Consider the following 20,339-nt stretch of genomic DNA (forward strand, 5'->3'; position numbering starts at 1 on the left):
AAGCCCCGCCCCCCCACGCACGGCCGCGAAGAAACCCACGGCATCCGCCGCGCCCCCACGCGCACGGTTCTGACGGAACCGACGGCGTCCGGCGCGCCCACGCGCACGGCCGCGAGCGCCAGCGAGCGGCCGGGCGCTCGCTTCGGGGTCAGCCGGCCTGCGCGGAGGCGGGGACGCCCAACGCCTCCGTGTAGCGCGTCAGGACGAGTTCCGCCAGTTCGGGGGCCGCCCCCAGCACCGGGGACACCGCGTCCGCCCCCGCCGCGAGCGACTCCGCGCGGACCTTGTCCGCGAAGTGCCCCGGCGCGAGGAAGTACGACGCCACCGCCACCCGCCGCGCGCCCGCGGCGCGGAGCGCGGCGACGGCCGCGGCGGGCCGGGGCGTGACCGCCGACGCGAACGCCGGCACCGCGTCCCGCCAGCCCCGTGCCCGCCACGCGCGCGCGACGTCGCGCACGCACGCGTTGGCCGCCGGGTCGCTCGACCCGGCCGCGACGAGCACCACCGCCGTGTCCGGGTCGCCGGCCGCGACGCCCGCCTCGGCGAGCCGCCGCTCCAGCGCCGCGACGAGCAGCGCGTCGGGCCCGAGCGTCGCGGCCGTCCGCACCGCGAGCCGCGGGTGCGCCCGCCGCGCCCGCGCCAGCACGCCGGGGATGTCGGTCTTGCTGTGGTACGCGGCGGTGAGCAGCAGCGGCGCGACGACGGCCGTCCCCGCGCCGTCCGCCGCGAGCCCCGCCAGCACCCGGTCCGGCGCGGGCGCGGCGTGGTCGAGGAACGCCGCGTGGACGGGCACGTCCGGCCGCAGCGCCCGCACCGCCGCCGCCAGCTCCGCCACCGTGGCGGCGGCGCGCGGGTCACGGCTCCCGTGCGCCACCGCCACCAGCGGAACCCGTGGACCCAGGGTCACAGGTGGATGCCGCACTCGGTCTTGCCCATCCCGGCCCACCGCCCGCTGCGCGGGTCCGCGCCCGGCTCCACGCGGCTCGTGCAGGGCTCGCACCCGATCGACGGGTAGCCGTCGTAGTGCAGCGGGTTGACCAGGACGCCGTTGTCGGCCATGTAGTTGTCCATGTCCTCCTGCGACCAGTCGAGGATGGGGTTGACCTTCACCATCCCGCGCTTGCGGTCCCACTCGACGACGCGGCGGTCGCGGCGGCTGGCGGTCTCGTCCCGCCGGATGCCGCTGAACCACGCCATGTAGCCCTCCAGCGCGCGGCCGAGCGGCTCGACCTTGCGTAGGTGGCAGCACAGGTCCGGGTTGCGGCCGTGCAGGCGCGGCCCGAGCGCCGCCTCCTGCTCGGCGACGGTCCGCGACGGGGTCACGTTGATGACGTTCACCGGGTACACGGCCTCCACCGCGTCCCGCGTGCCGATGGTCTCGGCGAAGTGGTAGCCGGTGTCCACGAACAGCACGTCGATGCCGGGCTTCACCTTCGACACCAGGTGGATGAGCGCCGCGTCCGACATGGAGGAGGTGAGGCAGATGCGGTCGCCGAACGTCGCGGACGCCCACCGGATCACCTCGAGGGCGGGCGCGCCCTCCAGGGCCGTGGCGGCGGACTCGACGATGTCTTCAAGATCGAGGGTGGGTCTGTCGATCTCCAGCAGGGTCACCGGGGATTCTCCTTCGCAGGCTGGGGCGCTCCAACACCGAGGAACTTCAACCGGAACGAGCGGACGCAGTCACGGCACGACCACGCCCCCTCCTCTTCGAGCGGCACGAGGTTCTCGTCGCCGCAGTAGGGGCAGTAGAAGGGAGCGGCACGCTCACTCATGAGGATCTCCCTCCACGGGGTTCCGGGGCCGGGGCGGAGGACGCCCCGGCGGCTGGCTACTTCAGGTCGGCCTCGTCGGCGCGCCGCGCCCAGGCGGCGAACGTCTCGCCGTCCGCCCGCTGCGCGTCGTAGTTGCGGACGACCCGCTCCACGTAGTCGGTGAGGCCGTCCGACGTGGTCTTGAGCCCGCGGACCTTCTTGCCGAACGTCGCGCCGAGCTGCCCGCCGAGGTGGATCTGGAAGCCCTCCACCTGGTCGCCGTTCTCGTCCACGACGAGCTGGCCCTTGAGCCCGATGTCGGCGACCTGGATGCGGGCGCACGCGTTCGGGCAGCCGTTGACGTTGATCGACAGCGGCTGGTCGAAGTCGGGGAGGCGCTTCTCCAGTTCGTCGACGAGGTCCATCGCGCGCTGCTTGGTCTCGACGATCGCGAGCTTGCAGTACTCGATGCCGGTGCAGGCCATCGCGTGCCGCCGGAACGTCGAGGGCCGCACCTGGAGGTCGTGCTCGGCGAGCGCGGCGGCGAGCGGCTCGGTGTTCTCCTCGGGCACGTCGAGGATGACCATCTTCTGCTCGGTCGTCGTGCGGACGCGGCCGGACCCGTACCGGTCGGCCAGGTCCGCGATCACGCCGAGCAGCTCGCCGTTGAGGCGGCCGACGCGCGGCGCGAACCCGACGTAGTAGTTGCCGTCCTTCTGACGGCGGATGCCGACGTGGTCGCGGCGGGGCAGCGGCGCGTCCGGCTCGGGGCCGTCCGGCAGCGCGAAGCCCAGGTACTCCTTCTCCAGCACCTCGCGGAACTTCTCCGCGCCCCAGTCCGCGACGAGGAACTTCAGGCGCGCGCGGCTGCGCAGCCGCCGGTACCCGTAGTCGCGGAAGATCGAGATGACGCCCTTCCAGACCTCGGCGGTCTGCTCGGGCTTCACGAACACCCCGAGACTCTTGGCGAACATCGGGTTGGTGGACAGGCCGCCGCCGACGAAGAGCTGGTAGCCCAGCTCGCCGTCCTCGTTGCGGACGCCGACGAACGCGATGTCGTTGATCTCGTGGACCGTGCAGTGCGCGGTGCAGCCGCTCATGGCCGTCTTGAACTTGCGGGGCAGGTTGGAAAATTCCGGGGAGCCGATGAACCGGTCGTGGACCTCGCGCAGGTGCGGGGTCGCGTCCAGCAGCTCGTCCTCGGCGATCCCCGCGAGCGGACACCCGATCATCGTGCGGGGGGTGTCGCCGCACGCCTCCATCGTGGACAGGCCGACCGCCTCCAGGGCGTCCCAGATCGCGGGGACGTCCTCGATGCGGATCCAGTGGTACTGGAAGTTCTGGCGGTCGGTGACGTCCGCCGTGCCGCGCGCGTACCGGACGGAGATGTCCGCGAGCGTGCGGAGCTGCGGCCCCGAGAGCTGGCCGCCGTCCATCCGGACCCGCATCATGAAGTAGCGGTCGTCCAGCTCCTCGTCGGGCAGCGCGCCGGTCTTGCCGCCGTCGATGCCCGGCCGGCGCTGCGTGTAGAGGCCCAGCCAGCGGAACCGCCCGCGCAGGTCCGCGGGGTCGATCGAGTCGAAGCCGGCCTTGGAGTAGACGTCGATGATGCGCCGGCGGACGTTCAGCCCGTCGTCGTTCTTCTTGTTCTCTTCGTTCTTGTTGAGGGGCTCTCGGTAGCCGAGGGCCCACTGGCCCTCGCCTCGCTTGCGCTTGGTCGCAGGTGGCACGGCGCGCGTCCTAATCCGGTGGAGGACGCGTAGCGCACCGGCGGTGTGTCGCTGCCGGCTCTACGTTGAGCAGGGTGATGTCACAGTGGACGCCGATGCGCCACGCGCCCGAGGTTGCACGATGGGGTCAACGGTGGGGGCGTGGTCGGGGCGTCACAGACAGATGGCGCTGCGGACGCGGAGGAAGTCGACGTGCCGGCGCATCACCAGCAGCGGGTCCGCAGCAGTCATGCCAGAACTTTGACACGCGCGTCCGCTCACTGTCCAGTTGTGTCCGGAATGCGGACGGGTGAGAAGCCTCATCCCTGCCGCCTCCAGTTCACCGGCGGTTCGGCCGCCCGTTCCTCGTCCGGCTCGTCGTCGGGCGGGGGTTGATGCTGGCAGTCGCACCACGAGCCGCCCCGGCAGTCGCCGTGGCGGTGCTCCCGGCACGCTTCGCAGATCACCCGTCCATTGTCACCGATCGTCCCCGGTGCCCCGGACGCCGCCCCCGGTGATCCGCGGTGATCATGGGCGGACGCCCGGTGGCGGCCGTCGAACCGGGGTAGAGACGATCACGCGGGCCGCCGCCCGGCGCACGGCACGCGGAAGGAACCATAAGAACCACCACAAAGCGAAATAATCAGCCACGACACCCCCTACCGTGAGGCGCTGTGACCACCGTTTCGGGAACTCCCGGCCCGCAGGGACGGCCGACCGCCCCCTCGTCCGAGGGGCAGGACCCGCCGAAGCACGGCGATCCGGGGCACGGCGATCCGAAGCACGGCGATCCGGGGCACGGCGGTCAGGGGCAGGACGAGGGGGGCGACATCGCCGAGCGGAGACGGCTGCGGACCGGCGCGCGCACCGCCGCCCGCGTCGTGTGGGAACTCGTCCGGCAGACCGCCGTCGCCGCGTTCCGCTACCGCGTGACCGGCCTGGCGGCCGAGGCGGCGTTCTTCGCGCTGCTGTCGCTGCCGCCGCTGGCGATCGGGCTCGTCGGCACGATGGGCCACTTCACCGGGCTGCTCGGCGCGCAGACCGTCGCCGAGAGCCGCACCTGGGTGATCGACCAGGCGCACCGCGTCCTCACCGGACCGGCCGTGGACAGCGTCGTCGTCCCGCTGATCGACGACGTGATCAAGGGCGGGCGGCCCGACATCGTGTCGATCGGCTTCCTGCTGTCGCTGTGGGCGGGGTCGCGCGCCACGAACGTCTACGTCGACACGATCACCATCGCCTACGGGCTGTCGGGCATCCGCGGCGTCGTGCGGACGCGGGTGCGGGCGTTCCTGCTCTACATCCTCGGGCTCGTCACGATGGTCGTGGTGATCCCGCTGCTGGTCGCCGGGCCGTCGCTGGCCAAGCGCGCCCTGCCGGACGGGAACGCGTTCGTGGACCCGCTGTACTGGCCCGTCGTCGTGTCGCTGACGATCCTGTTCCTCGCGCTGCTGTACCACATGAGCGTCCCCGCGCGGACGGCCTGGTGGCGCGAGGTCCCCGGCGCGGCCGTCGCGCTCGTCATCCTCGTGATCGGGAGCTTCGCGCTGCGGATCTACCTCGCCGGGTCGCTCAGCGGCGTCTCGGTGTACGGCTCGCTGGCCGCCGCCATCGCCGTCCTGGCGTGGCTGTACGTCGCCGCGCTCGCCGTGCTGATCGGCGCGGCGCTCAACGCCGAGATCGACCGGCGGTGGCCGAGCGCGGACACCGCGCGCGCCCGTGCCATCCATGATTCAGGCGGTCGGTCCGGCGATGGGGGACCGGCCCCGATCTAGGGTAAAAACAAACGCCATATCCAGTCTGATATGGCCAAACATGTCGTAATCTCGCCTTACATGACCCCTCGTGAGGAGCCCGGGCGGCTGCGCACCGTCACCGGCACGATCCCGACGTCCGCCGTCACCGGCCCGGTGCTCGCCCACGAGCACCTCCAGCTCGACCTGCGGTGGCCGTCGCGCCCCGCCAAGGCCGAGTCCGTGCCGGACCGCTGGCTGGACGAGGAGAAGGCGGTCACCACCGAGCTCACCCGGCTGCGCACCGACCACGGGCTGGGGCTCGTCGTCGACCTGACCTGCGGCGGCATGGGGCGCAACGCCTCGACGCTCGCCCGGATCAGCGCCGGGTCGCGGGTCGCCGTCGTCGCCTCGGCGGGCTACTTCGCCGAGCCGTTCCACCCCGCGCACGTCCGCGACACCGACGTCGAGCAGCTCGCCGAACGCCTCCTGGCCGAGATCGGCTTCGGCATGGACGGCACCGGCTCGCTGCCCGGCGTCATCGGGGAGGTCGGGGCCTGGTCGGACGCGCCCACGCCCGACGAGGAGCGCGCCCTGCGCGCCTGCGCCCGGGCGGCCCGCTACTCGGGCCTCGCCGTCGCGGCCCGCGGCCGCGCCGCCCTCGCCGAACTGGACATCCTCACCGCGGCGGGCGTCGCCCCGTCCCGCATCGCCGTCGGCCGCCGCGACCGCGCCGACGACCCCGCCGCCACCCGCAAGATCGCCGAGAGCGGCGCGTACGTCTCCTTCGGCTCCCTCGGCCTCGCCGCGGGCGACCCCGAGGCCCTCGACGCCCGAGTCCGCGCCGTCCTCGAACTCCTGGACGCGGGCCACGCCGACCGCATCCTCCTCAGCACCGGCATCTCCCGCATGGACCACGTGACCCGCTACGGCGGCCACGGCTACGCCTACACCTTCGACACCTTCCTCCCGGCCCTCCGCGAGGCCGGCGCAGACGAACCCACCCTCACCAAACTCACCCGCGACAACCCCCTGACCTGGCTCGTCGGCTGACTCGAATCAGGTCTTGCCGCCGTCGGTGAGCCAGGCGACGGGGAACCCGGCGAGGTTCTGCGCCAGCTCGAGCGGTGAGATGCCGTCGACGCTCTGGTGATCCCGGTCGGCGCCGTGTGCCAGCAGCAGCCGGACGATCGCGCCGTCCGGGGCCGAGCCGCTGTTCATCACCGCGAGCCACAGCGGCGTCTGGCCCCGCTCGTTCACCGCGTCGACTTGCGCTCCGGCGGCCAGCAGCGCCGTGACGGCCTCGACGGACCCGTCCTGCGCGGCGAAGTGCAGCGGCGTCCAGCCCGCGCGGTCGGGGAGCGATGGGTCGACCCCGGCGGCGAGCCGCTCGCGCAGCCGCGGGACGTCGTCCTCCAGGGCCGCATAGTGCAGGACGTCGCGTCCCACGCGGTCCAACTCGGCCATCGAACCTCCCCCGCACGGCCGAGGCCGTGCCGTGACTGCATGTCCTTGACTCCCCAGCGTGGTGGTTCGTCGTGGTCAGGGGTAGGGCTTCGGGCATGTTCGAGGATCGGGTTGCTGCTGGGCGGGTGCTTGCTGGGGAGCTCGGGGCGTTCGAGGGGGCGCTCGTGCTGGGGTTGCCTCGGGGTGGGGTTCCTGTGGCGGCGGAGGTCGCTCGGGTGCTCGGTGGAGGGCTTGACGTGCTCGTGGCGCGGAAGGTCGGGGTGCCCGGGCAGCCCGAGTTGGCGGCCGGGGCGGTGGCCGAGGGGGGTGAGGCGGTGTTGGACCGGCGGTTGCTCGCGCAGTTCGCGTTGTCGCCGGAGGACGTCGAGGCCACCGTCCAGGCCGAGCGGGCCGAGCTCCGGCGGCGGGTGGCCGCCTATCGGGGGGATCGGGCCGCGCCGGAGGTCGCGGGGCGGGACGTCGTCGTGGTGGACGACGGGGTCGCCACGGGCGCCACGGCGCGGGCCGCGTTGCGGGCCGTCCGGGCGGGGGAGCCGCGGCGGCTGGTGCTCGCGGTGCCCGTCGGGGCCCCGGACACGCTCCGGGCCCTCGGGGAGGACGCGGACGAGGTGGTCGCCGTGGCCGAACCCGAGCCCTTCGACGCGGTGGGCGAGTGGTACGCCGACTTCGCCCAGACGACCGACGCGGAAGTCGTGGCGGCGCTCCGCGCGGCGCGCTCCTGAGCCGGGCCCGCGCCCGCGCGGAAAACAGTTCTTTCGATTCCGTGAAATGGCCCGCGCGTAAGTAAGCGATGCGGTATGGCGCGATGATCTCCGCGATCCCGCGCCCATATATCACCCGGGTACGCGAACGGCCCCGCGGATGGCGGGGCCGTAACGTTTTTTCCGGTGGCGTGCCGGGGTGCTGCCGGGAGCGGCGGAGGGCCGCACCGCCGCGCGGGCCGTCAGGCGGCGTTCGCGCGACGCATCCGGCGACGGCGCTCGGAGGCGCGCTCGTCCTCGTTGAGACCGCCCCACGTGCCGTACTTCTCGGGCCGCGAGACGGCGTAGTCCAGGCATTCCGTACGGACGGGACAGCCCATGCAGATCTGCTTCGCCTTGCGCTCGCGGATCTCGCGCTCGGGCTGGCGCTCGCCGTCGGGGCCGAAGAAGAGCACGAGGTCTTCTCCCCGGCACGCCGCGGCGTCCTGCCAGCCCCAGCTGGGACGAGGGAGGTTTGCCTGCCGACGTACCTGAGCCATGGAACACCCACCTTGATTGGTTTCGAGCAATTGCGGACATGGACGCTCGACGTGCTTCGCCCGTGATGCGTCCGAAGCGCCGAATGGTCCAACGTCTGAAGTTGCCGCTCTGTTCCCCGCCCGATGATCCGGGAACCTGGGGCCGAGCGACGGGGAAGCCCACCGAATGGGGCCTTCGAGAGATTACACGAGGGCAGCCGCGTTGAGAAGGGTGAGGTCCCTAACAATGTAGGTTTCCAGGTTCTCCTGACAGCCGGGACCGCAGGGCGGCGCGGACGTCGTGCGCTCCACGACGACGCGATATCGACTGTCTCCGGCGGATACGACCGCTTCATACGGAGAAGTCCCGGTCAGTGTTTCGACGCGCACCCCGTCGATCCCGAGAACGCCCGTCCGCGCCCGGACGAAGTGCTCCGCCGCCTGCACCGCCTCGGGCCGGCCCGCGCGCCCGCGCAGCCGGTCCAGGACGACCTCGCCGTCCAGGTACGCGCGGACCGCCGCGACGGCCTCGGAAGCCCCGAGATCGCCGTAGAACAGCGCGTGCGGCAGGCAGACGAGGTTGGCGGCGTACCGGTCGCCGCCGACGTGCGTGGTCTCCCAGACCAGCCCGGGGAAGCGCCCCGCGAGCGTCCGGGCGAGCGGCCCGCCGGTGCGGGCGCAGCAGACGTTGCGGCGGCCGTGCGCGCAGACGAGCAGGACCGGGTCGGCGACCCGCGCCCCGAGCCCGGGGCTGCGCCCGGCGGCGAGCGCGGCGAGGTCGAGCCGGGCCAGCTCGGCGGGATCGGCCAGCTCGCGGCCCTCCAGCCAGACGTCCGGCCCCGCCGAGCACCCCGCGTAGACCTGGACGGGCGGGACCGCGCGGCGGCGGCCCGGCCTGCGGATGAGCTGCGGCCGCACCCCGGCGGCCTGCGCGGCGCGCACCGCGTCCGCGACCGGCCCGTCCGGGAGCCGCTCGACGCGCTCGGGCCACGGCCCGGGGTGCTCGACGAGCAGCCAGGCGCGGGCGCCGGTCGTGGCGCTCGCCAGGCACGGCCGTTCGCCCGAGTGGCTACCCGGGCAATGGTCGCAACTCTTCTGGCGCGTCACCGGAACCTTCCCCCCGTCAGCTTCCCCCGCCGGACCGGCGATGAAATTAGGTTAGGGTAACCTCAGCTCCCGCGTCACACCGGCCCCAGGTGAGACGCGTCCTACCCGCCGGACCGCGGACCTCACCTCGCCAGCAGGGCTTCCGCCGCCGGGAGGGCCGCGGCGCGGTCGGCGGCGACCAGGCCGATGCGGGTCCGCCGGTCGAGCAGGTCCCCGGCCGTCAGCGCGCCCTCGTGCCGCACCGCCCACGCCAGTTCGACGCCGAGCGCGGCCGAGCCGGGCACGACGGGCTCCAGCAGCGCCGGGTCGTCGGCGGCGAGGGCGGCGACCAGCGGGGCCTCCGTCCCGTACCGGGCGACGAGCCGCCGGGGCGCGTCCAGCCTGGCGAGCGACGCGGCGTCGGCGGCCCCGACGAGCGGAATGCGGTCCGTCCGCGACGGCGGCCCGGCCAGGCGGCCCCCGGCCAGGACGGCGTCCACCGCGTCCGCCGCCATCCGCCGGTAGGTCGTGAGCTTGCCGCCGACGACCGTGACGACCCCGTCCCGCGACGTCAGCACCGCGTGCCGCCGCGACAGGTCGGCCGTCGCGCCCGCCCCGCCGTCCAGCAGCGGGCGCAGCCCGGCGAACGCCCCGACGACGTCGGCGGCGCGGACGGGCCGGGCCAGCACCGAGCCGAGCACGTCCAGCAGGAACCCGATCTCGCCGGGCGTCGGCTCGGGCACGTCCGGCACCGGGCCGTCGGCGGGCTCGTCGGTGAGGCCGACGTAGATCCGGCCGTCGCCCTGCGGGAGGACGAGCACGAACCGGTCCGCCGAGCCGGGCATCGGGACGTGCATCCCGGCGCTCGTCCCGGCCAGGCTCGCGTCCCGCACGACCAGGTGCGTGCCGCGCGACGGCCGCAGCGAGACGCCGTCCACCAGCCCGCCCGCCCAGACCCCGGCGGCGTTGACGACGGCGCGGGCGCGGACGTCGAACTCCGCGCCGGTCAGCTCGTCGCGAACCCGCGCGCCGTCGCCGGTCAGCGCCAGCGCCCGGCAGCGGGTGAGGACGCGCGCGCCGTGCGCGGCGGCGGTCCGGGCGATCGCGGTGACGAGCCGCGCGTCGTCGGCGAGCCGCCCGTCCCACGACAGCAGGCCGCCGCGCAGGCCGTCCGGGGCCAGCGCGGGCGCGAGCCGCAGCGTCTCGGCCGCCGACAGCCGCCGGGGGCCGGGCAGGACGGACCGGGGCGTGCGGGCGGCGGCGCGCAGCGCGTCCCCCGCCAGCAGCCCGGTCGCGGTGACCGCGCCCTGCGCGCGGCTGACGGCGGCGGCCAGCGGCAGCACGAACGGCTGCGCGCGCACCAGGTGCGGCGCGGTCCGCGTCATCAGGATGCCGCGCTCGACGGCGCTCTCGTGCGCGACCGCGATCCGGCCGGACGCGAGGTAGCGCAGTCCGCCGTGGATGAGCTTGGAACTCCACCGGGACGTGCCGAACGCCAGGTCCCGCGCGTCGATCGCGGCGACGGAGAACCCCCGCGCTGCGGCGTCCAGTGCGACGCCCGCGCCGGTCGCGCCGAGGCCGACGACCAGCACGTCCACCACCTCGCCGGGCAGCGCGGCCAGGTCGCGGGCGCGCCGCGCGGCGTTGAGTGAGGAGGCGCGGGGGAGGGAGGTCACGGCGCGAGGGTCCTTTCGAGGATGTGGCGCAGCTCGGCGTCCAGGACGTCCTCGCCGAGCACGGTCGGGCCGGACAGCGCGAAGGACTGCACGACCAGCAGCAGCGACCGCGCCTGCGCGGCGGCGTCGCCGGGGCGGACGGACCCGTCGGCGTGCCCGGCGCGCAGCGCGGTCTCGAACAGTTCGAGGAACCGGGTCTGGGTCGCGCCGACGCGGTCCAGGACGTACGGCAGCAGCATCTCCGGGTCGACCTCGCGGATCTTGCGCAGCAGCGGGTGCGCGCGGAACGCGGCGACGCCCTCGACGAGTGCGGCGACGAGCCGGTCCCGGAGCGCGCCGGGGGCCTCGATGTCCACGTCCCCGGCGAGCGCGGTCCACTCGCGGGTCATGAGGTCGCCCACGATCGTCCGCACGTCGGGCCAGCGCCGGTACAGCGTCATCCGGGACACCCCGGCGCGGCGGGCGATGTCGGTGAGGGTGGTCCGCCGGACCCCGACGGCCAGCACGCAGTCGCGGGCGGCGTCGAGGACGGCGTCCTCGTCGGTCTTGTTGTGACGATTCGACGTCATATGTCACAGTGTAAGGCACAGGCCCGAACCGGGGCGACCGGACCGAGGAGGACGCAGTGACGATCGCCGACATGCTCTGGAGCGGCTGGGGCGACCCCGCCGCCGCGGCGCCGCTGCCGGACGCCGTGACCGGCCTGCTGCGCGACCTGCTCGGCGTCCGCACCGGCGACGCGCGGCCGCCCGTGTCGAGGCCCGCGCTGGAGGACGTGGCGCCGCCCCCGGCCCGGCTCGACTACGACGCGTTCGCGGCGCTCACCGCGATCGTCGGGGTCGGCAACGTCCAGACCGACGCCGAGGCCCGCGTCCGCCACACGCGCGGCAAGTCCACGCCCGACCTGCTGCGGATGCGCGCGGGCGACGCCGCCGCCGCGCCCGACGCCGTCGTGCTGCCCGGCTCGCACGACGAGGTGTCGGCCGTCCTGCGGCGCTGCGCCGAGCGCGGCATCGCCGTCGTGCCGTTCGGGGGCGGGACGTCCGTCGTCGGCGGCCTCGCGCCCGACGCGGGCGAACGCCCGTTCGTCGCCCTCGACCTGCGGCGGATGGACGCCCTGCTCGACCTCGACGAGGAGTCGCGCACCGCCGTCCTGCAACCCGGCCTGCGCGCTCCGGCCGCCGAGGCGCTGCTCCGCGAGCGCGGCTACACGCTCGGGCACTTCCCGCAGTCCTACGAGTGGGCCAGCATCGGCGGGTTCGCCGCCGCGCGCTCCAGCGGGCAGGCGTCCGCCGGATACGGGCGGTTCGACGAGATGGTCGTCGGCCTCACCGCCGCGACGCCGCAGGGCGACCTCGACCTCGGGCGCGCGCCGCGCTCGGCCGCCGGGCCGGACCTGCGGCAGCTCGTCCTCGGCTCCGAGGGCGCGTTCGGGGTGATCACCTCGGTGACCGTCCGCGTCCGGCCGCTGCCCGCCGGGGCCGCGTACGAGGGCTGGCGTTTCCCGACGTTCGCGGCCGGGGCCGCCGCGCTGCGCCGCATCGCCCAGGACGGCCCGCGCCCGTCCGTCCTGCGGCTCTCGGACGAGGCCGAGACCGCGATCGGCCTCGCCGACCCCGCCGCCATCGGGTCCGCGCTCGCCGGCGGCGCGGGCTGCCTGGCCGTCATCGGCTTCGAGGGGACGCCCGAGGAGATCGACGCCGCCCGCGGCCTCGCCGCCGCGCGCCTCGCCGCGGCGGGCGGGGAACCGCTCGGGGCCGAGCCCGGGGACCGGTGGGAGCACGGCCGCTTCAACGCGCCGTATCTGCGGGACGCGCTGCTGGACGTCGGCGCGTTCGTCGAAACGCTGGAAACGGCGGCGTTCTGGTCGAAGATCCCCGCGCTGTACGCGGCCGTCCGCGATGCCCTCACCGACACGCTCGGCGGCGCGGGCACCCCGCCGCTCGTCATGTGCCACATCTCGCACGTGTACGAAACCGGCGCGTCGCTGTACTTTACGGTCGTCTCCGCACAGGGCGCCGACGACCCCGTCGCGCACTGGGCGAAGGCCAAGCACGCCGCCAACGACGCGATCCTCGCCGCGGGCGGCACCATCAGCCACCACCACGGCGTCGGCTCGGACCACCGCGACTGGTACGCCCGCGAGATCGGGCCGCTCGGCGCGGACGTCCTGCGGGCCGTCAAGGACCGGCTCGACCCGGCGGGCGTGCTCAACCCCGGCATCCTCGTCCCGCCCGCCCCGAAGGAGTAGCCATGACCGCCTCCCCCCGGCGCTTCACGGCCGTCGTCAACCCCGCCGCGGGCGGGGCGGCGGCGAGCGCGCGGCTGCTGCCGCTCACCCGGCTGCTGCGCGACGCGGGCGCGGCGGTCGCCGTCGAGTACAGCCGCGGGCTGGAGCACGCCGCCGAACTCGCCCGCACCGCCGCCCGCGCGGGCGACGTGGTGCTCGGCGTCGGCGGGGACGGCATGGTCGGGCGCGTCGGCGGCGCGCTCGTTGGGACGGACGCGGTGTTCGGCATCGTCGCCGCCGGACGCGGCAACGACTTCGCCCGCCAGCTCGGCCTGCCGGGCGAACCGGCCGCGCTCGCGGACCTGCTCCTGCACGGCGACGCGCGCCCGGTCGACGCGATCTCCGCCAACGGGGAACCCGTGCTCGGCAGCGTCTACGCGGGCGTGGACGCCGTCGCCAACCGCAACGCCAACCGGTCCCGGCTGCGCGGCTCGGCGTCGTACTACGTCGGCGCGCTGCGCGCCGTCCTCGGCTGGCGGGCCGCCGACTACCGCGTCACCGTGGACGGCGAGGAGTACCGCGAGCGCGGCTACACGGTCATCGCCGCGAACTCCGGCTACTACGGCTACGGCCGCCACGTCGCCCCCGGCGCGCGCGTGGACGACGGGCTCCTGGACGTCGTCCTCGTCGCGGACGGCCCGAAGACGATGTTCTTCAACGTCATGCGCGAACTGGAGGACGGCCGCCACCTGCGCCGCCCCCAGGTCCGCGTCCTCCAAGGCCGCGAGGTCCGCATCGAACTCGCCGACCCGGCCCGGGAACTCCCCTACGGCGCCGACGGCGAGCTTCCGGGGGTCCTCCCGGTCACGGCGAAGGTACTTCCAGGCGCCCTGAACATCATCGGCGCCTGAACACCCGGACCTCCCGCACTCCCGCGCCCACGCGCGCGCCCGGACGCCGCGAACCTGGGCGGCGCGCGCCGGTTCGTCGCGAGCGCGCCCACGCGCGCCCGGACGCCGCGGAGCTGGTGTTCGCCGCCGAGTGCGTCACCCACGCGCCCACGCGCGCGCCCGGACGCCGCATGCCGCGCCTGGACTCCCCGCGCCCGCGCGGCCGCATCCCGGCCCGCGCGCTGCTTTCCGCGTTCATGTGCGTGAGCCGCGCCCACCCGCACGGCCGCGAGCCGCCAGGCGAGCGGCCGGGCGGCACCGCTTGAGCGTTCAGCGGCCGTTCGCCGCGCCCGCCGGAATCTTGATCGTCGCCTGCGCGGCGGTTTACGCCCGCATGACACGGCCCCCGCTAGCGTTCCTGGTAAGTCCCGTGTTGAGGGGCTTTAGGGCCGTCTGCAGGAGGCATCATGAGAAGGCGCTCACACGCCGTTCTGGGGGGACTCATGACGCCCGCAGGCCGCCCCGCCGCGGCGGATGCGGAGCCTACGGGGGTGGCTCCGGACCCCGCCGCGCGCAGCCGGGCCCGGCCGCCTCGCGCGGCCGGGCCCGTTCCCGTCCGGCGGCCCACCGCGCAGGCCGCGGACGCGCGCCCGCAGCCGACGACCGACGGTCCCTGACCGGCGACCCGGCCCACGGGCAGAACAGGCGCGGATCAACAAACGCGGCCTCCGTACCAGGGGGCCGCGTTTCATTGTGGGGGGGCGACCCCCCACGCCCCCCGCGGCGCGAAGCGCCGCATCCTCGCTCGCTGGCGCTCGCTGCGGTGCGGCCCTTCGCGCTGCGCGCGCCCGGCCGCTCGCCTGGCGGCTCGCGGCCGTGCGCCCGCGGGTAACCCCCCGGGGTTCGCGCTTGCGCGGGTGCAGTCCCCCGCAGTTGTTGCTCGTAGCACTGGGGCCCCGCGCTCCCGTGGCGGGAGGATGCGTCCTCGCTCGCTGGCGCTGCGTGCGCCCGGCCGCCGGGCACCCCCGGGGTTTGGCGTTTGCGCGGGTGTAGGCCCCCGTGGTTATTGCTCGTAACACTGGGTGGCCCTGCGCTCCCGTGGTGGGGAGGAGGCGTTCTCGTTCGCTGGCGCTTCGCTGCGGTGTGACTCTCCGCGTTGCTCGCGGCCGTGCGCACGCTGGGCAACGCCCGTGGTCTCCGTCCTTGTTCGGGTGTGGGGCGCTCGTGGCTTGCGGCCGTGGGGGTGCCGTGCCCTCACAATGAGACCCATGCGCACTCTCCTCAACCTCATCTGGCTCGTGCTCGCCGGGTTCTGGATGGCCCTGGGCTACGTCGTCGCGGGGATCATCTGCTGCGTCCTGATCATCACGATCCCGTTCGGCATCGCGTCGTTCCGGATCGCCGCGTTCGCGCTGTGGCCGTTCGGGCAGCGGGTCGTGCGGCGCGACGACGCCGGGGCGGCGTCGTGCGTGGGGAACGTGATCTGGCTCGTCTTCGCGGGATGGTGGCTGGCGCTGGGCCATCTGCTCACCGGGATCGCGCTCTGCGTGACGATCATCGGCATCCCGTTCGGCATCGCGAACTTCAAGCTCATCGGCGTCTCGCTGCTGCCGCTGGGCCGCGAGATCGTCCCGGCGGACGACCGGCGGGGCTTCGCCGTCGACTGAAACCGGACGGTCAAGTCAGGGCGAACCCGGCCATGTGACCCAGGTCTCAGTTCTGTTGCGGCTCGCCCGCACCCCTCCACGAACCGTTCGGCCGCTTGATCTGATGATCGAGCGGACCCGGACGGTCCGCGCGGCGTCACCCGGAGTTACCATCGCCGGATGGCGCCGGAGGCGATCCCGCCGGAGGTAGACGTGACGACCGAGCCGACCCGACCCCCAGAGCCGTCCGACCGCCCCGATCCGCCCGCCGCCGACCCCGCGGCCCTCGCCGCGCTCGACGGCACGCCGGAGTTCCAGCGCCTGCGGACCGCGTTCCGCCGCTTCGTGCTCCCCGCGACCGCGGCCTTCCTCGTCTGGTACCTGCTGTACGTCGTGCTGTCGGCGTACGCGCGCGGGTTCATGGGCGCGAAGGTCGTCGGCCACGTGAACGTCGCGCTGGTGTTCGGCCTGCTGCAGTTCCTGTCCACCTTCCTCATCGCGTGGGCCTACGAGCGGTACGCGCGCCGCACGCTGGAACCCCTCGCCGCCGCCGTGGGGGAGGAGACCCCGTGACCGAGCAGCGCACCATCTCCGTCGTCCTGTTCGCCGTGTTCGTGGCGTTGACGCTCTTCATCACGGTCCGCGCGAGCCGCCAGACGCGCACCGCCGCCGACTTCTACGCGGGCGGCCGCTCGTTCTCGCCGCTGCAGAACGGCCTCGCGCTCGGCGGCGACTACATGTCGGCCGCGTCGTTCCTCGGCATCGCGGGCATGTTCGCGCTGTCCGGTTACGACGGGTTCCTGTACTCGATCGGCTTCCTGGTGGCCTGGCTCGTCGCGCTGCTGCTCGTCGCCGAGATGCTGCGCAACTCGGGCCGCTTCACGATGGCGGACGTGGTGGCGTTCCGGATGCGGCAGCGGCCGGTCCGCGCGGCGGCGGGCATCTCCACGATCGTCGTGTCCATCTTCTATCTGCTCGCGCAGATGGTCGGCGCGGGCGCGCTGGTGTCGCTGCTGCTCGGCACGTCCGGCGAGGCCGCCAAGATCTGGACGATCGTCGTCGTCGGCGCGCTGATGATCTTCTATGTGACGGTCGGCGGGATGAAGGGCACCACCTGGGTCCAGATCGTCAAGGCCGTCCTGCTGCTCATCGGCGCGTTCGTGATGACGGTCTGGGTCCTCGCCAAGTACGGCTTCGACCTGTCGGACCTGCTCGGCGCGGCCGCCGACCGCAGCGGCAAGGGCGACGCGTTCCTGAAGCCGGGCCTGAAGTACGGCGCGACGGACGCCTGGTCGAAGCTGGACCTGCTGTCGCTGGGCCTCGCGCTCGTCCTCGGCACGGCCGGGCTCCCGCACATCCTGATCCGCTTCTACACGGTCCCGAACGCCCGCGCCGCGCGCGCGTCCGTCAACTGGGCGATCGGGATCATCGGCGTGTTCTACCTGATGACGCTCGTCATCGGCTTCGGGGCCGCCGCGCTCGTCGGCGGCAAGGCCATCGCCGCGCAGGACAAGGGCGGCAACACCGCCGCGCCGCAGCTCGCGGAGCATCTGGGCGGCGGGGCGGGCTCGACGGGCGGCGCGGTGTTCCTCGCCGTGATCGCGGCCGTGGCGTTCGCGACGATCCTCGCGGTCGTGGCGGGCCTGACGCTGGCGTCGTCCTCGTCGTTCGCGCACGACCTGTTCGCCAACGTCCTCAAGCGCGGGAAGGCCACCGAGCGCGACGAGGTCCGCGCGGCCCGGTTCTCCGCGATCGTCATCGGGGCCGTCGCGATCGTCCTGTCCATCTTCGCGCGCGGGCTGAACGTCGCGTTCCTGGTGGCGCTGGCGTTCGCGGTGGCCGCGTCGGCGAACCTGCCGACGCTGCTGCTGTCGCTGTTCTGGCGGCGGTTCAACACCGCCGGGGCGCTCGCCGGGATCTACGGCGGGCTCGTCGCGGCGGTCGGGCTCGTCCTGCTCAGCCCGATCTGCTGGGGCGGCGCGTCCGACACGCTCCCCAAGGGCAACGCGGACGCGCTGTTCAGCGCCGACACCGTCGCGCCGTTCCCGCTCCAGAACCCGGGCCTGCTGTCAATCCCGATCGGTCTCCTGTGCGCGGTGGCCGGGACGCTGCTGTCCAAATCCCGGACGGACGAGCGGTTCGCCGAACTGGAGGTCCGCGCCCTCACCGGCCGCGGCGCGCACTAGCCGGAACGGCTTGACGGGCGCAGGCCCGCGGGGAAAAGTGGCGGTGCCCGGCGTGTCCGGGTACCGCCTCCTTTCCCCTGCGGAGGCGGGCACGTCCCCCTCACCCCCGGAGGCTGACCCGTGCCCTCTTCGGACGCGCTCGGCGCACCCGCCTCGGGCAGCTCGCGGACGTCGGAGGCGGGCGCCGGCTGGGTCTGCGGCAGCCCCGGGCGGTTCGAGGAGCTGGTCCCGCCGCGCACCCGGCGGCTGTTCTGGTGGCGGCCGTCGGTGCTGTGGCGGTCCCGCAACGACCTCGTCGCCCGCGTGTTCGGCGACCCGACCGACGACACGCGCCGCGCGTGGGTCGCGGCGCTCGCCGAACGCGGGACGCCCGCCGCGTTCACGCTCCAGCGGTCCGCCGAGGAGTTCTCGTTCGTCCTGATGGGCGACACCGGTGAGGGCGACCGGTCGCAGTACGCGGTGGTCCCGGCGCTGGAGCGCGTCGGCGCGGGCACGGACTTCATGGTGATCGCCAGCGACGTCATCTACCCGACGGGCGATTCGGGCGACTATCCGGAGAAGTTCTTCCGGCCGTACCGGTCCTATCCGGGGCCGATCTTCGCGGTGCCGGGGAACCACGACTGGTACGACGGGCTGCGCGGGTTCGTCCGCGTCTTCTGCGACCTGCGCACCGACCACGGGGCCGCGTCGTTCCGAGGACCGTTCGCGTGGCTGGCCCGGCTGCTGTGGCGGACGGCCCGCGAGGTGCCCGACGCCGTCCTGGACGAGGCGCGCGCCGAGCACCGCGGCGAACCGGGCCAGCGGGCCGTCCAGCCCGGCCCGTACTGGGCCATCGACACCCCCGACCTGCGGATCGTCGGCATCGACACCGGCATCACCGGCGACCTGGACCGCGAGCAGGGCGCGTGGCTGCGCGGCGTCTCGGCCGGGCCGAAGCCGAAGCTGCTGGTCACCGGGAAGCCGCTGATCGTGGACGACCAGCACCGGCCCGGCCCGATCGAGGGCGGCGGGACGGTGGACGAGATCGTCCGCGACCCGGTCAACAACTACGTCGCGGCGATCGGCGGCGACATCCACAACTACCAGCGGTACCCGGTCCGCGTCGGCGGCCGGACGATCCAGTACGTCGTCGCGGGCGGCGGCGGCGCGTTCATGCACGCCACGCACGTCATCCGGCGCACGACCGCCGTGGACGAGGACGACTTCCGCTGCTACCCGCTGCGCGGCGACTCGCTGTCGCGCTACGCCAAGCTGTACGGGCACTGGACGCGGATGCCCGGCCTGTTCGACCTGACCCCGCGCGAGGCGACCGCCGCGATCCGGCACCGGCTCGGCATCCGGCCCGCGCGCGACTACGACGACGAGGACCGCCCGTCGCGGCGCGCGCTGCTGGTCGCGGCGCTGCTGGGCGTCCCGCGCGGGCGCCGCCGCCGACCGCGTTTCCTGCGGCTGCCGGTGCGGCGCGTCCCGCAGTGGTTCCGCTCCGAGCTGGCCGACTGGGACAGCCCGCCGTTCTTCAAAAGCCTGCTCCGGCTCGACGTGACGGCCGGTGAGCTGCGGATTCGCTGCTTCGGGGTGAGCGGCTGCGGCGACCACGAGGCGAACCCGCCGCTGGAGGACGAGGTGCGGGTCCCGCTCGTCTGGGGAACGACCAGGTAACGAAAAGTCGGAATCTCGGAGTTTTGCGGCTTTTTCCACGTACGCGGACGGTCCCCTCCAATACAGTCATCCCTCGACCAAGCAACGGATGACCGGCGACACCGGACGGTCGGCCAGGTTATGACCGCGTTCAGGAGAGCATGATGAGCCACCCCCAGCAGGGGCAGCAGCCGTACCAGCAGGCCCAGGGCGGCGGCGCGCCCGTCCCCGCGCCGCAGCACGCCCCCGCGCCGGTCGCCGCCGGACTCAACATGAAGCGCCGCAACCCGGTGGGCGTCTGGCTCGGCCTGCCGCTGATCACCCTCGGCATCTACAACCTCGTCTGGTACTTCAAGGTCCACAACGAGCTGTTCAACTTCGACCGCCGCACCGGTGACGCCGCGACGGGCGCGCTGCTGTCGCTGATCTTCGGGTTCATCACCCTCGGCATCTGGCCGCTCATCACCTACCTCAAGCTCGCGGGCCGCATCGCGCAGGCCCAGCGCGCGGCGGGCCTCCAGCCGACGTGCAGCGGCGGGATGGCGTTCCTGCTCGGCATCTTCAGCTTTGGGATGCTCTACTACCAGATCGAGCTGAACAAGATCGTCGACCGCTACGGCGACACCCCGGCGGGCCAGCAGGTCTCCCTCGCGGCCTGATCCCCACCCGCGCGGACTCCGCGCCCGGCCGACGCCCTCACCATCGGCCGCGCGCCCTGGCGCAGTCCCCCGCGCCCCTTCGCGTCCGGCCCGGCCGCCCTCCGGGCGGCCGGGCCGGACGCGTTCTGTTCTGCCGCGCGGCCGGTCAGATGCCCTCGCAGTCGGCCGCGCGACCCGCGTTCGGTCCGGTGCGCTGGCGCAGTCGGCCGCGCACCTTCGCGTTCGGTCCGGCCGCCTTCCGGGTGGCCGGGTCAGACGTGTTCTGTTTTGCCGTGCGGTTGGTCAGGTGCCGCGTGCGGCGTCCGAGACGTGGGTGCGCGATCGGCGCTCCTGCGCCGCCGCCCGCGCGGCCTCGCGTCCGTCCCCGCGCTCGGCCGCATGACTCGTGCCAGCCCGGAGTCTCGGTGTTGCGGCCCGCGCGGCCCGTGTCTGGCCTGGTGATCGGC

General features: G+C 74.1%; 21 protein-coding genes. 11 read left to right on the forward strand and 10 right to left on the reverse strand.

Annotated elements, in window-relative coordinates; translation table 11 throughout:
* Nucleotides 1-148: 148 nt before the first annotated feature.
* The 5 genes from G339_RS0112900 to G339_RS38755 all read right to left on the reverse strand — a co-directional run bounded on the left by G339_RS0112900 (nt 149) and on the right by G339_RS38755 (nt 3,930).
* Nucleotides 149-874, reverse strand: coding sequence for a CbiX/SirB N-terminal domain-containing protein (locus G339_RS0112900; RefSeq protein WP_019631501.1), 726 nt, complete (start codon nt 872-874; stop codon nt 149-151).
* A gap of 29 nt (nt 875-903) precedes the next feature.
* Nucleotides 904-1,614, reverse strand: coding sequence for a phosphoadenylyl-sulfate reductase (locus G339_RS0112905; protein ID WP_019631502.1), 711 nt, complete (start codon nt 1,612-1,614; stop codon nt 904-906).
* Nucleotides 1,611-1,775 carry an Insertion element protein gene (locus G339_RS40395; protein WP_084693221.1) on the reverse strand — a complete coding sequence of 55 codons (165 nt, stop codon included), beginning with the start codon at nt 1,773-1,775 and terminating at the stop codon, nt 1,611-1,613. The genes G339_RS0112905 and G339_RS40395 overlap by 4 nt, the downstream gene beginning before the upstream one ends.
* 56 nt (nt 1,776-1,831) lie before the next feature.
* Complete coding sequence (locus tag G339_RS0112910) at nt 1,832-3,484, reverse strand: nitrite/sulfite reductase (protein WP_019631503.1); 1,653 nt, start codon at nt 3,482-3,484, stop codon at nt 1,832-1,834.
* A 299-nt stretch (nt 3,485-3,783) separates the two neighbouring features.
* Nucleotides 3,784-3,930 carry a hypothetical protein gene (locus tag G339_RS38755; protein WP_157407546.1) on the reverse strand — a complete coding sequence of 49 codons (147 nt, stop codon included), beginning with the start codon at nt 3,928-3,930 and terminating at the stop codon, nt 3,784-3,786.
* A gap of 207 nt (nt 3,931-4,137) precedes the next feature.
* Here G339_RS38755 and G339_RS33505 point away from each other — a divergent pair, with 207 nt between their 5' ends.
* A complete protein-coding gene (locus tag G339_RS33505) occupies nt 4,138-5,238 on the forward strand; it encodes a YihY/virulence factor BrkB family protein (RefSeq protein WP_019631504.1) in 1,101 nt (366 codons plus the stop codon).
* Nucleotides 5,239-5,298: 60 nt separating this feature from the next.
* The gene (locus tag G339_RS0112920; RefSeq protein ID WP_019631505.1) at nt 5,299-6,249 is read left to right on the forward strand and encodes a phosphotriesterase family protein; all 951 of its coding nucleotides are present in this window, start codon (nt 5,299-5,301) and stop codon (nt 6,247-6,249) included.
* 6 nt (nt 6,250-6,255) lie between these two features.
* On the opposite strand, the gene G339_RS0112925 is transcribed toward G339_RS0112920, so the two are convergent.
* Nucleotides 6,256-6,663 (reverse strand): ankyrin repeat domain-containing protein, encoded by a 408-nt coding sequence (locus tag G339_RS0112925; RefSeq protein ID WP_019631506.1) that lies wholly within the window; start codon nt 6,661-6,663, stop codon nt 6,256-6,258.
* 95 nt (nt 6,664-6,758) lie between these two features.
* Between G339_RS0112925 and G339_RS0112930 the strand changes: the two genes are divergently transcribed.
* Nucleotides 6,759-7,385 (forward strand): phosphoribosyltransferase, encoded by a 627-nt coding sequence (locus G339_RS0112930; RefSeq protein ID WP_019631507.1) that lies wholly within the window; start codon nt 6,759-6,761, stop codon nt 7,383-7,385.
* A gap of 221 nt (nt 7,386-7,606) precedes the next feature.
* Here the strand turns inward: G339_RS0112930 and G339_RS0112935 are convergent, their stop codons facing one another.
* The 4 genes from G339_RS0112935 to G339_RS0112950 all read right to left on the reverse strand — a co-directional run bounded on the left by G339_RS0112935 (nt 7,607) and on the right by G339_RS0112950 (nt 11,213).
* Nucleotides 7,607-7,903, reverse strand: coding sequence for a WhiB family transcriptional regulator (locus G339_RS0112935; protein WP_021600082.1), 297 nt, complete (start codon nt 7,901-7,903; stop codon nt 7,607-7,609).
* Between the two features lie 183 nt (nt 7,904-8,086).
* Nucleotides 8,087-8,989: a sucrase ferredoxin gene (locus tag G339_RS0112940; RefSeq protein WP_019631508.1), complete on the reverse strand. Its 903-nt coding sequence runs from the start codon at nt 8,987-8,989 to the stop codon at nt 8,087-8,089.
* A gap of 122 nt (nt 8,990-9,111) precedes the next feature.
* Nucleotides 9,112-10,644, reverse strand: a complete 1,533-nt coding sequence (locus tag G339_RS0112945) for a glycerol-3-phosphate dehydrogenase/oxidase (protein ID WP_019631509.1) — start codon at nt 10,642-10,644, stop codon at nt 9,112-9,114.
* Nucleotides 10,641-11,213 carry a TetR/AcrR family transcriptional regulator gene (locus tag G339_RS0112950; RefSeq protein ID WP_019631510.1) on the reverse strand — a complete coding sequence of 191 codons (573 nt, stop codon included), beginning with the start codon at nt 11,211-11,213 and terminating at the stop codon, nt 10,641-10,643. The genes G339_RS0112945 and G339_RS0112950 overlap by 4 nt, the downstream gene beginning before the upstream one ends.
* A 71-nt stretch (nt 11,214-11,284) precedes the next feature.
* Here G339_RS0112950 and G339_RS0112955 point away from each other — a divergent pair, with 71 nt between their 5' ends.
* The 8 genes from G339_RS0112955 (at nt 11,285) to G339_RS0112990 (ending at nt 19,893) form a co-directional block, all read left to right on the forward strand.
* Nucleotides 11,285-12,895: an FAD-binding oxidoreductase gene (locus G339_RS0112955; RefSeq protein WP_033323026.1), complete on the forward strand. Its 1,611-nt coding sequence runs from the start codon at nt 11,285-11,287 to the stop codon at nt 12,893-12,895.
* Between the two features lie 2 nt (nt 12,896-12,897).
* Nucleotides 12,898-13,785 carry a diacylglycerol/lipid kinase family protein gene (locus tag G339_RS0112960; RefSeq protein ID WP_019631512.1) on the forward strand — a complete coding sequence of 296 codons (888 nt, stop codon included), beginning with the start codon at nt 12,898-12,900 and terminating at the stop codon, nt 13,783-13,785.
* Between the two features lie 116 nt (nt 13,786-13,901).
* Nucleotides 13,902-14,090 carry a hypothetical protein gene (locus tag G339_RS33510; RefSeq protein ID WP_019631513.1) on the forward strand — a complete coding sequence of 63 codons (189 nt, stop codon included), beginning with the start codon at nt 13,902-13,904 and terminating at the stop codon, nt 14,088-14,090.
* Nucleotides 14,091-15,032: 942 nt separating this feature from the next.
* Entirely contained in the window at nt 15,033-15,431 is a 399-nt protein-coding gene (locus G339_RS0112970) for a YccF domain-containing protein (protein WP_019631514.1), read from the forward strand.
* A 159-nt stretch (nt 15,432-15,590) separates the two neighbouring features.
* Nucleotides 15,591-15,983, forward strand: coding sequence for a DUF485 domain-containing protein (locus G339_RS0112975; protein WP_019631515.1), 393 nt, complete (start codon nt 15,591-15,593; stop codon nt 15,981-15,983).
* On the forward strand, nt 15,980-17,596 hold the full coding sequence (locus tag G339_RS0112980) for a solute symporter family protein (RefSeq protein ID WP_019631516.1): 1,617 nt from the start codon (nt 15,980-15,982) through the stop codon (nt 17,594-17,596). The genes G339_RS0112975 and G339_RS0112980 overlap by 4 nt, the downstream gene beginning before the upstream one ends.
* A gap of 120 nt (nt 17,597-17,716) precedes the next feature.
* Nucleotides 17,717-19,255 (forward strand): metallophosphoesterase family protein, encoded by a 1,539-nt coding sequence (locus G339_RS0112985; RefSeq protein ID WP_019631517.1) that lies wholly within the window; start codon nt 17,717-17,719, stop codon nt 19,253-19,255.
* A 143-nt stretch (nt 19,256-19,398) separates the two neighbouring features.
* Nucleotides 19,399-19,893, forward strand: coding sequence for a DUF4234 domain-containing protein (locus tag G339_RS0112990; RefSeq protein WP_019631518.1), 495 nt, complete (start codon nt 19,399-19,401; stop codon nt 19,891-19,893).
* The last annotated feature ends 446 nt before the right edge of the window (nt 19,894-20,339 follow it).

The sequence above is a fragment of the Actinomadura atramentaria DSM 43919 genome (assembly GCF_000381885.1).
Classification (GTDB): domain Bacteria; phylum Actinomycetota; class Actinomycetes; order Streptosporangiales; family Streptosporangiaceae; genus Spirillospora; species Spirillospora atramentaria.

Coding starts and splice junctions, on each gene's coding strand:
- G339_RS0112920 (WP_019631505.1), top strand. CDS start 5,299: ATGACCCCTCGTGAGGAGCCCGGGCGGCTGCGCACCGTCACCGGCACG.
- G339_RS0112955 (WP_033323026.1), top strand. CDS start 11,285: ATGCTCTGGAGCGGCTGGGGCGACCCCGCCGCCGCGGCGCCGCTGCCG.
- G339_RS0112950 (WP_019631510.1), bottom strand. CDS start 11,213: ATGACGTCGAATCGTCACAACAAGACCGACGAGGACGCCGTCCTCGAC.
- G339_RS0112960 (WP_019631512.1), top strand. CDS start 12,898: ATGACCGCCTCCCCCCGGCGCTTCACGGCCGTCGTCAACCCCGCCGCG.
- G339_RS0112930 (WP_019631507.1), top strand. CDS start 6,759: ATGTTCGAGGATCGGGTTGCTGCTGGGCGGGTGCTTGCTGGGGAGCTC.
- G339_RS40395 (WP_084693221.1), bottom strand. CDS start 1,775: ATGAGTGAGCGTGCCGCTCCCTTCTACTGCCCCTACTGCGGCGACGAG.
- G339_RS0112990 (WP_019631518.1), top strand. CDS start 19,399: ATGAGCCACCCCCAGCAGGGGCAGCAGCCGTACCAGCAGGCCCAGGGC.
- G339_RS0112935 (WP_021600082.1), bottom strand. CDS start 7,903: ATGGCTCAGGTACGTCGGCAGGCAAACCTCCCTCGTCCCAGCTGGGGC.
- G339_RS0112975 (WP_019631515.1), top strand. CDS start 15,591: ATGGCGCCGGAGGCGATCCCGCCGGAGGTAGACGTGACGACCGAGCCG.
- G339_RS0112925 (WP_019631506.1), bottom strand. CDS start 6,663: ATGGCCGAGTTGGACCGCGTGGGACGCGACGTCCTGCACTATGCGGCC.
- G339_RS0112970 (WP_019631514.1), top strand. CDS start 15,033: ATGCGCACTCTCCTCAACCTCATCTGGCTCGTGCTCGCCGGGTTCTGG.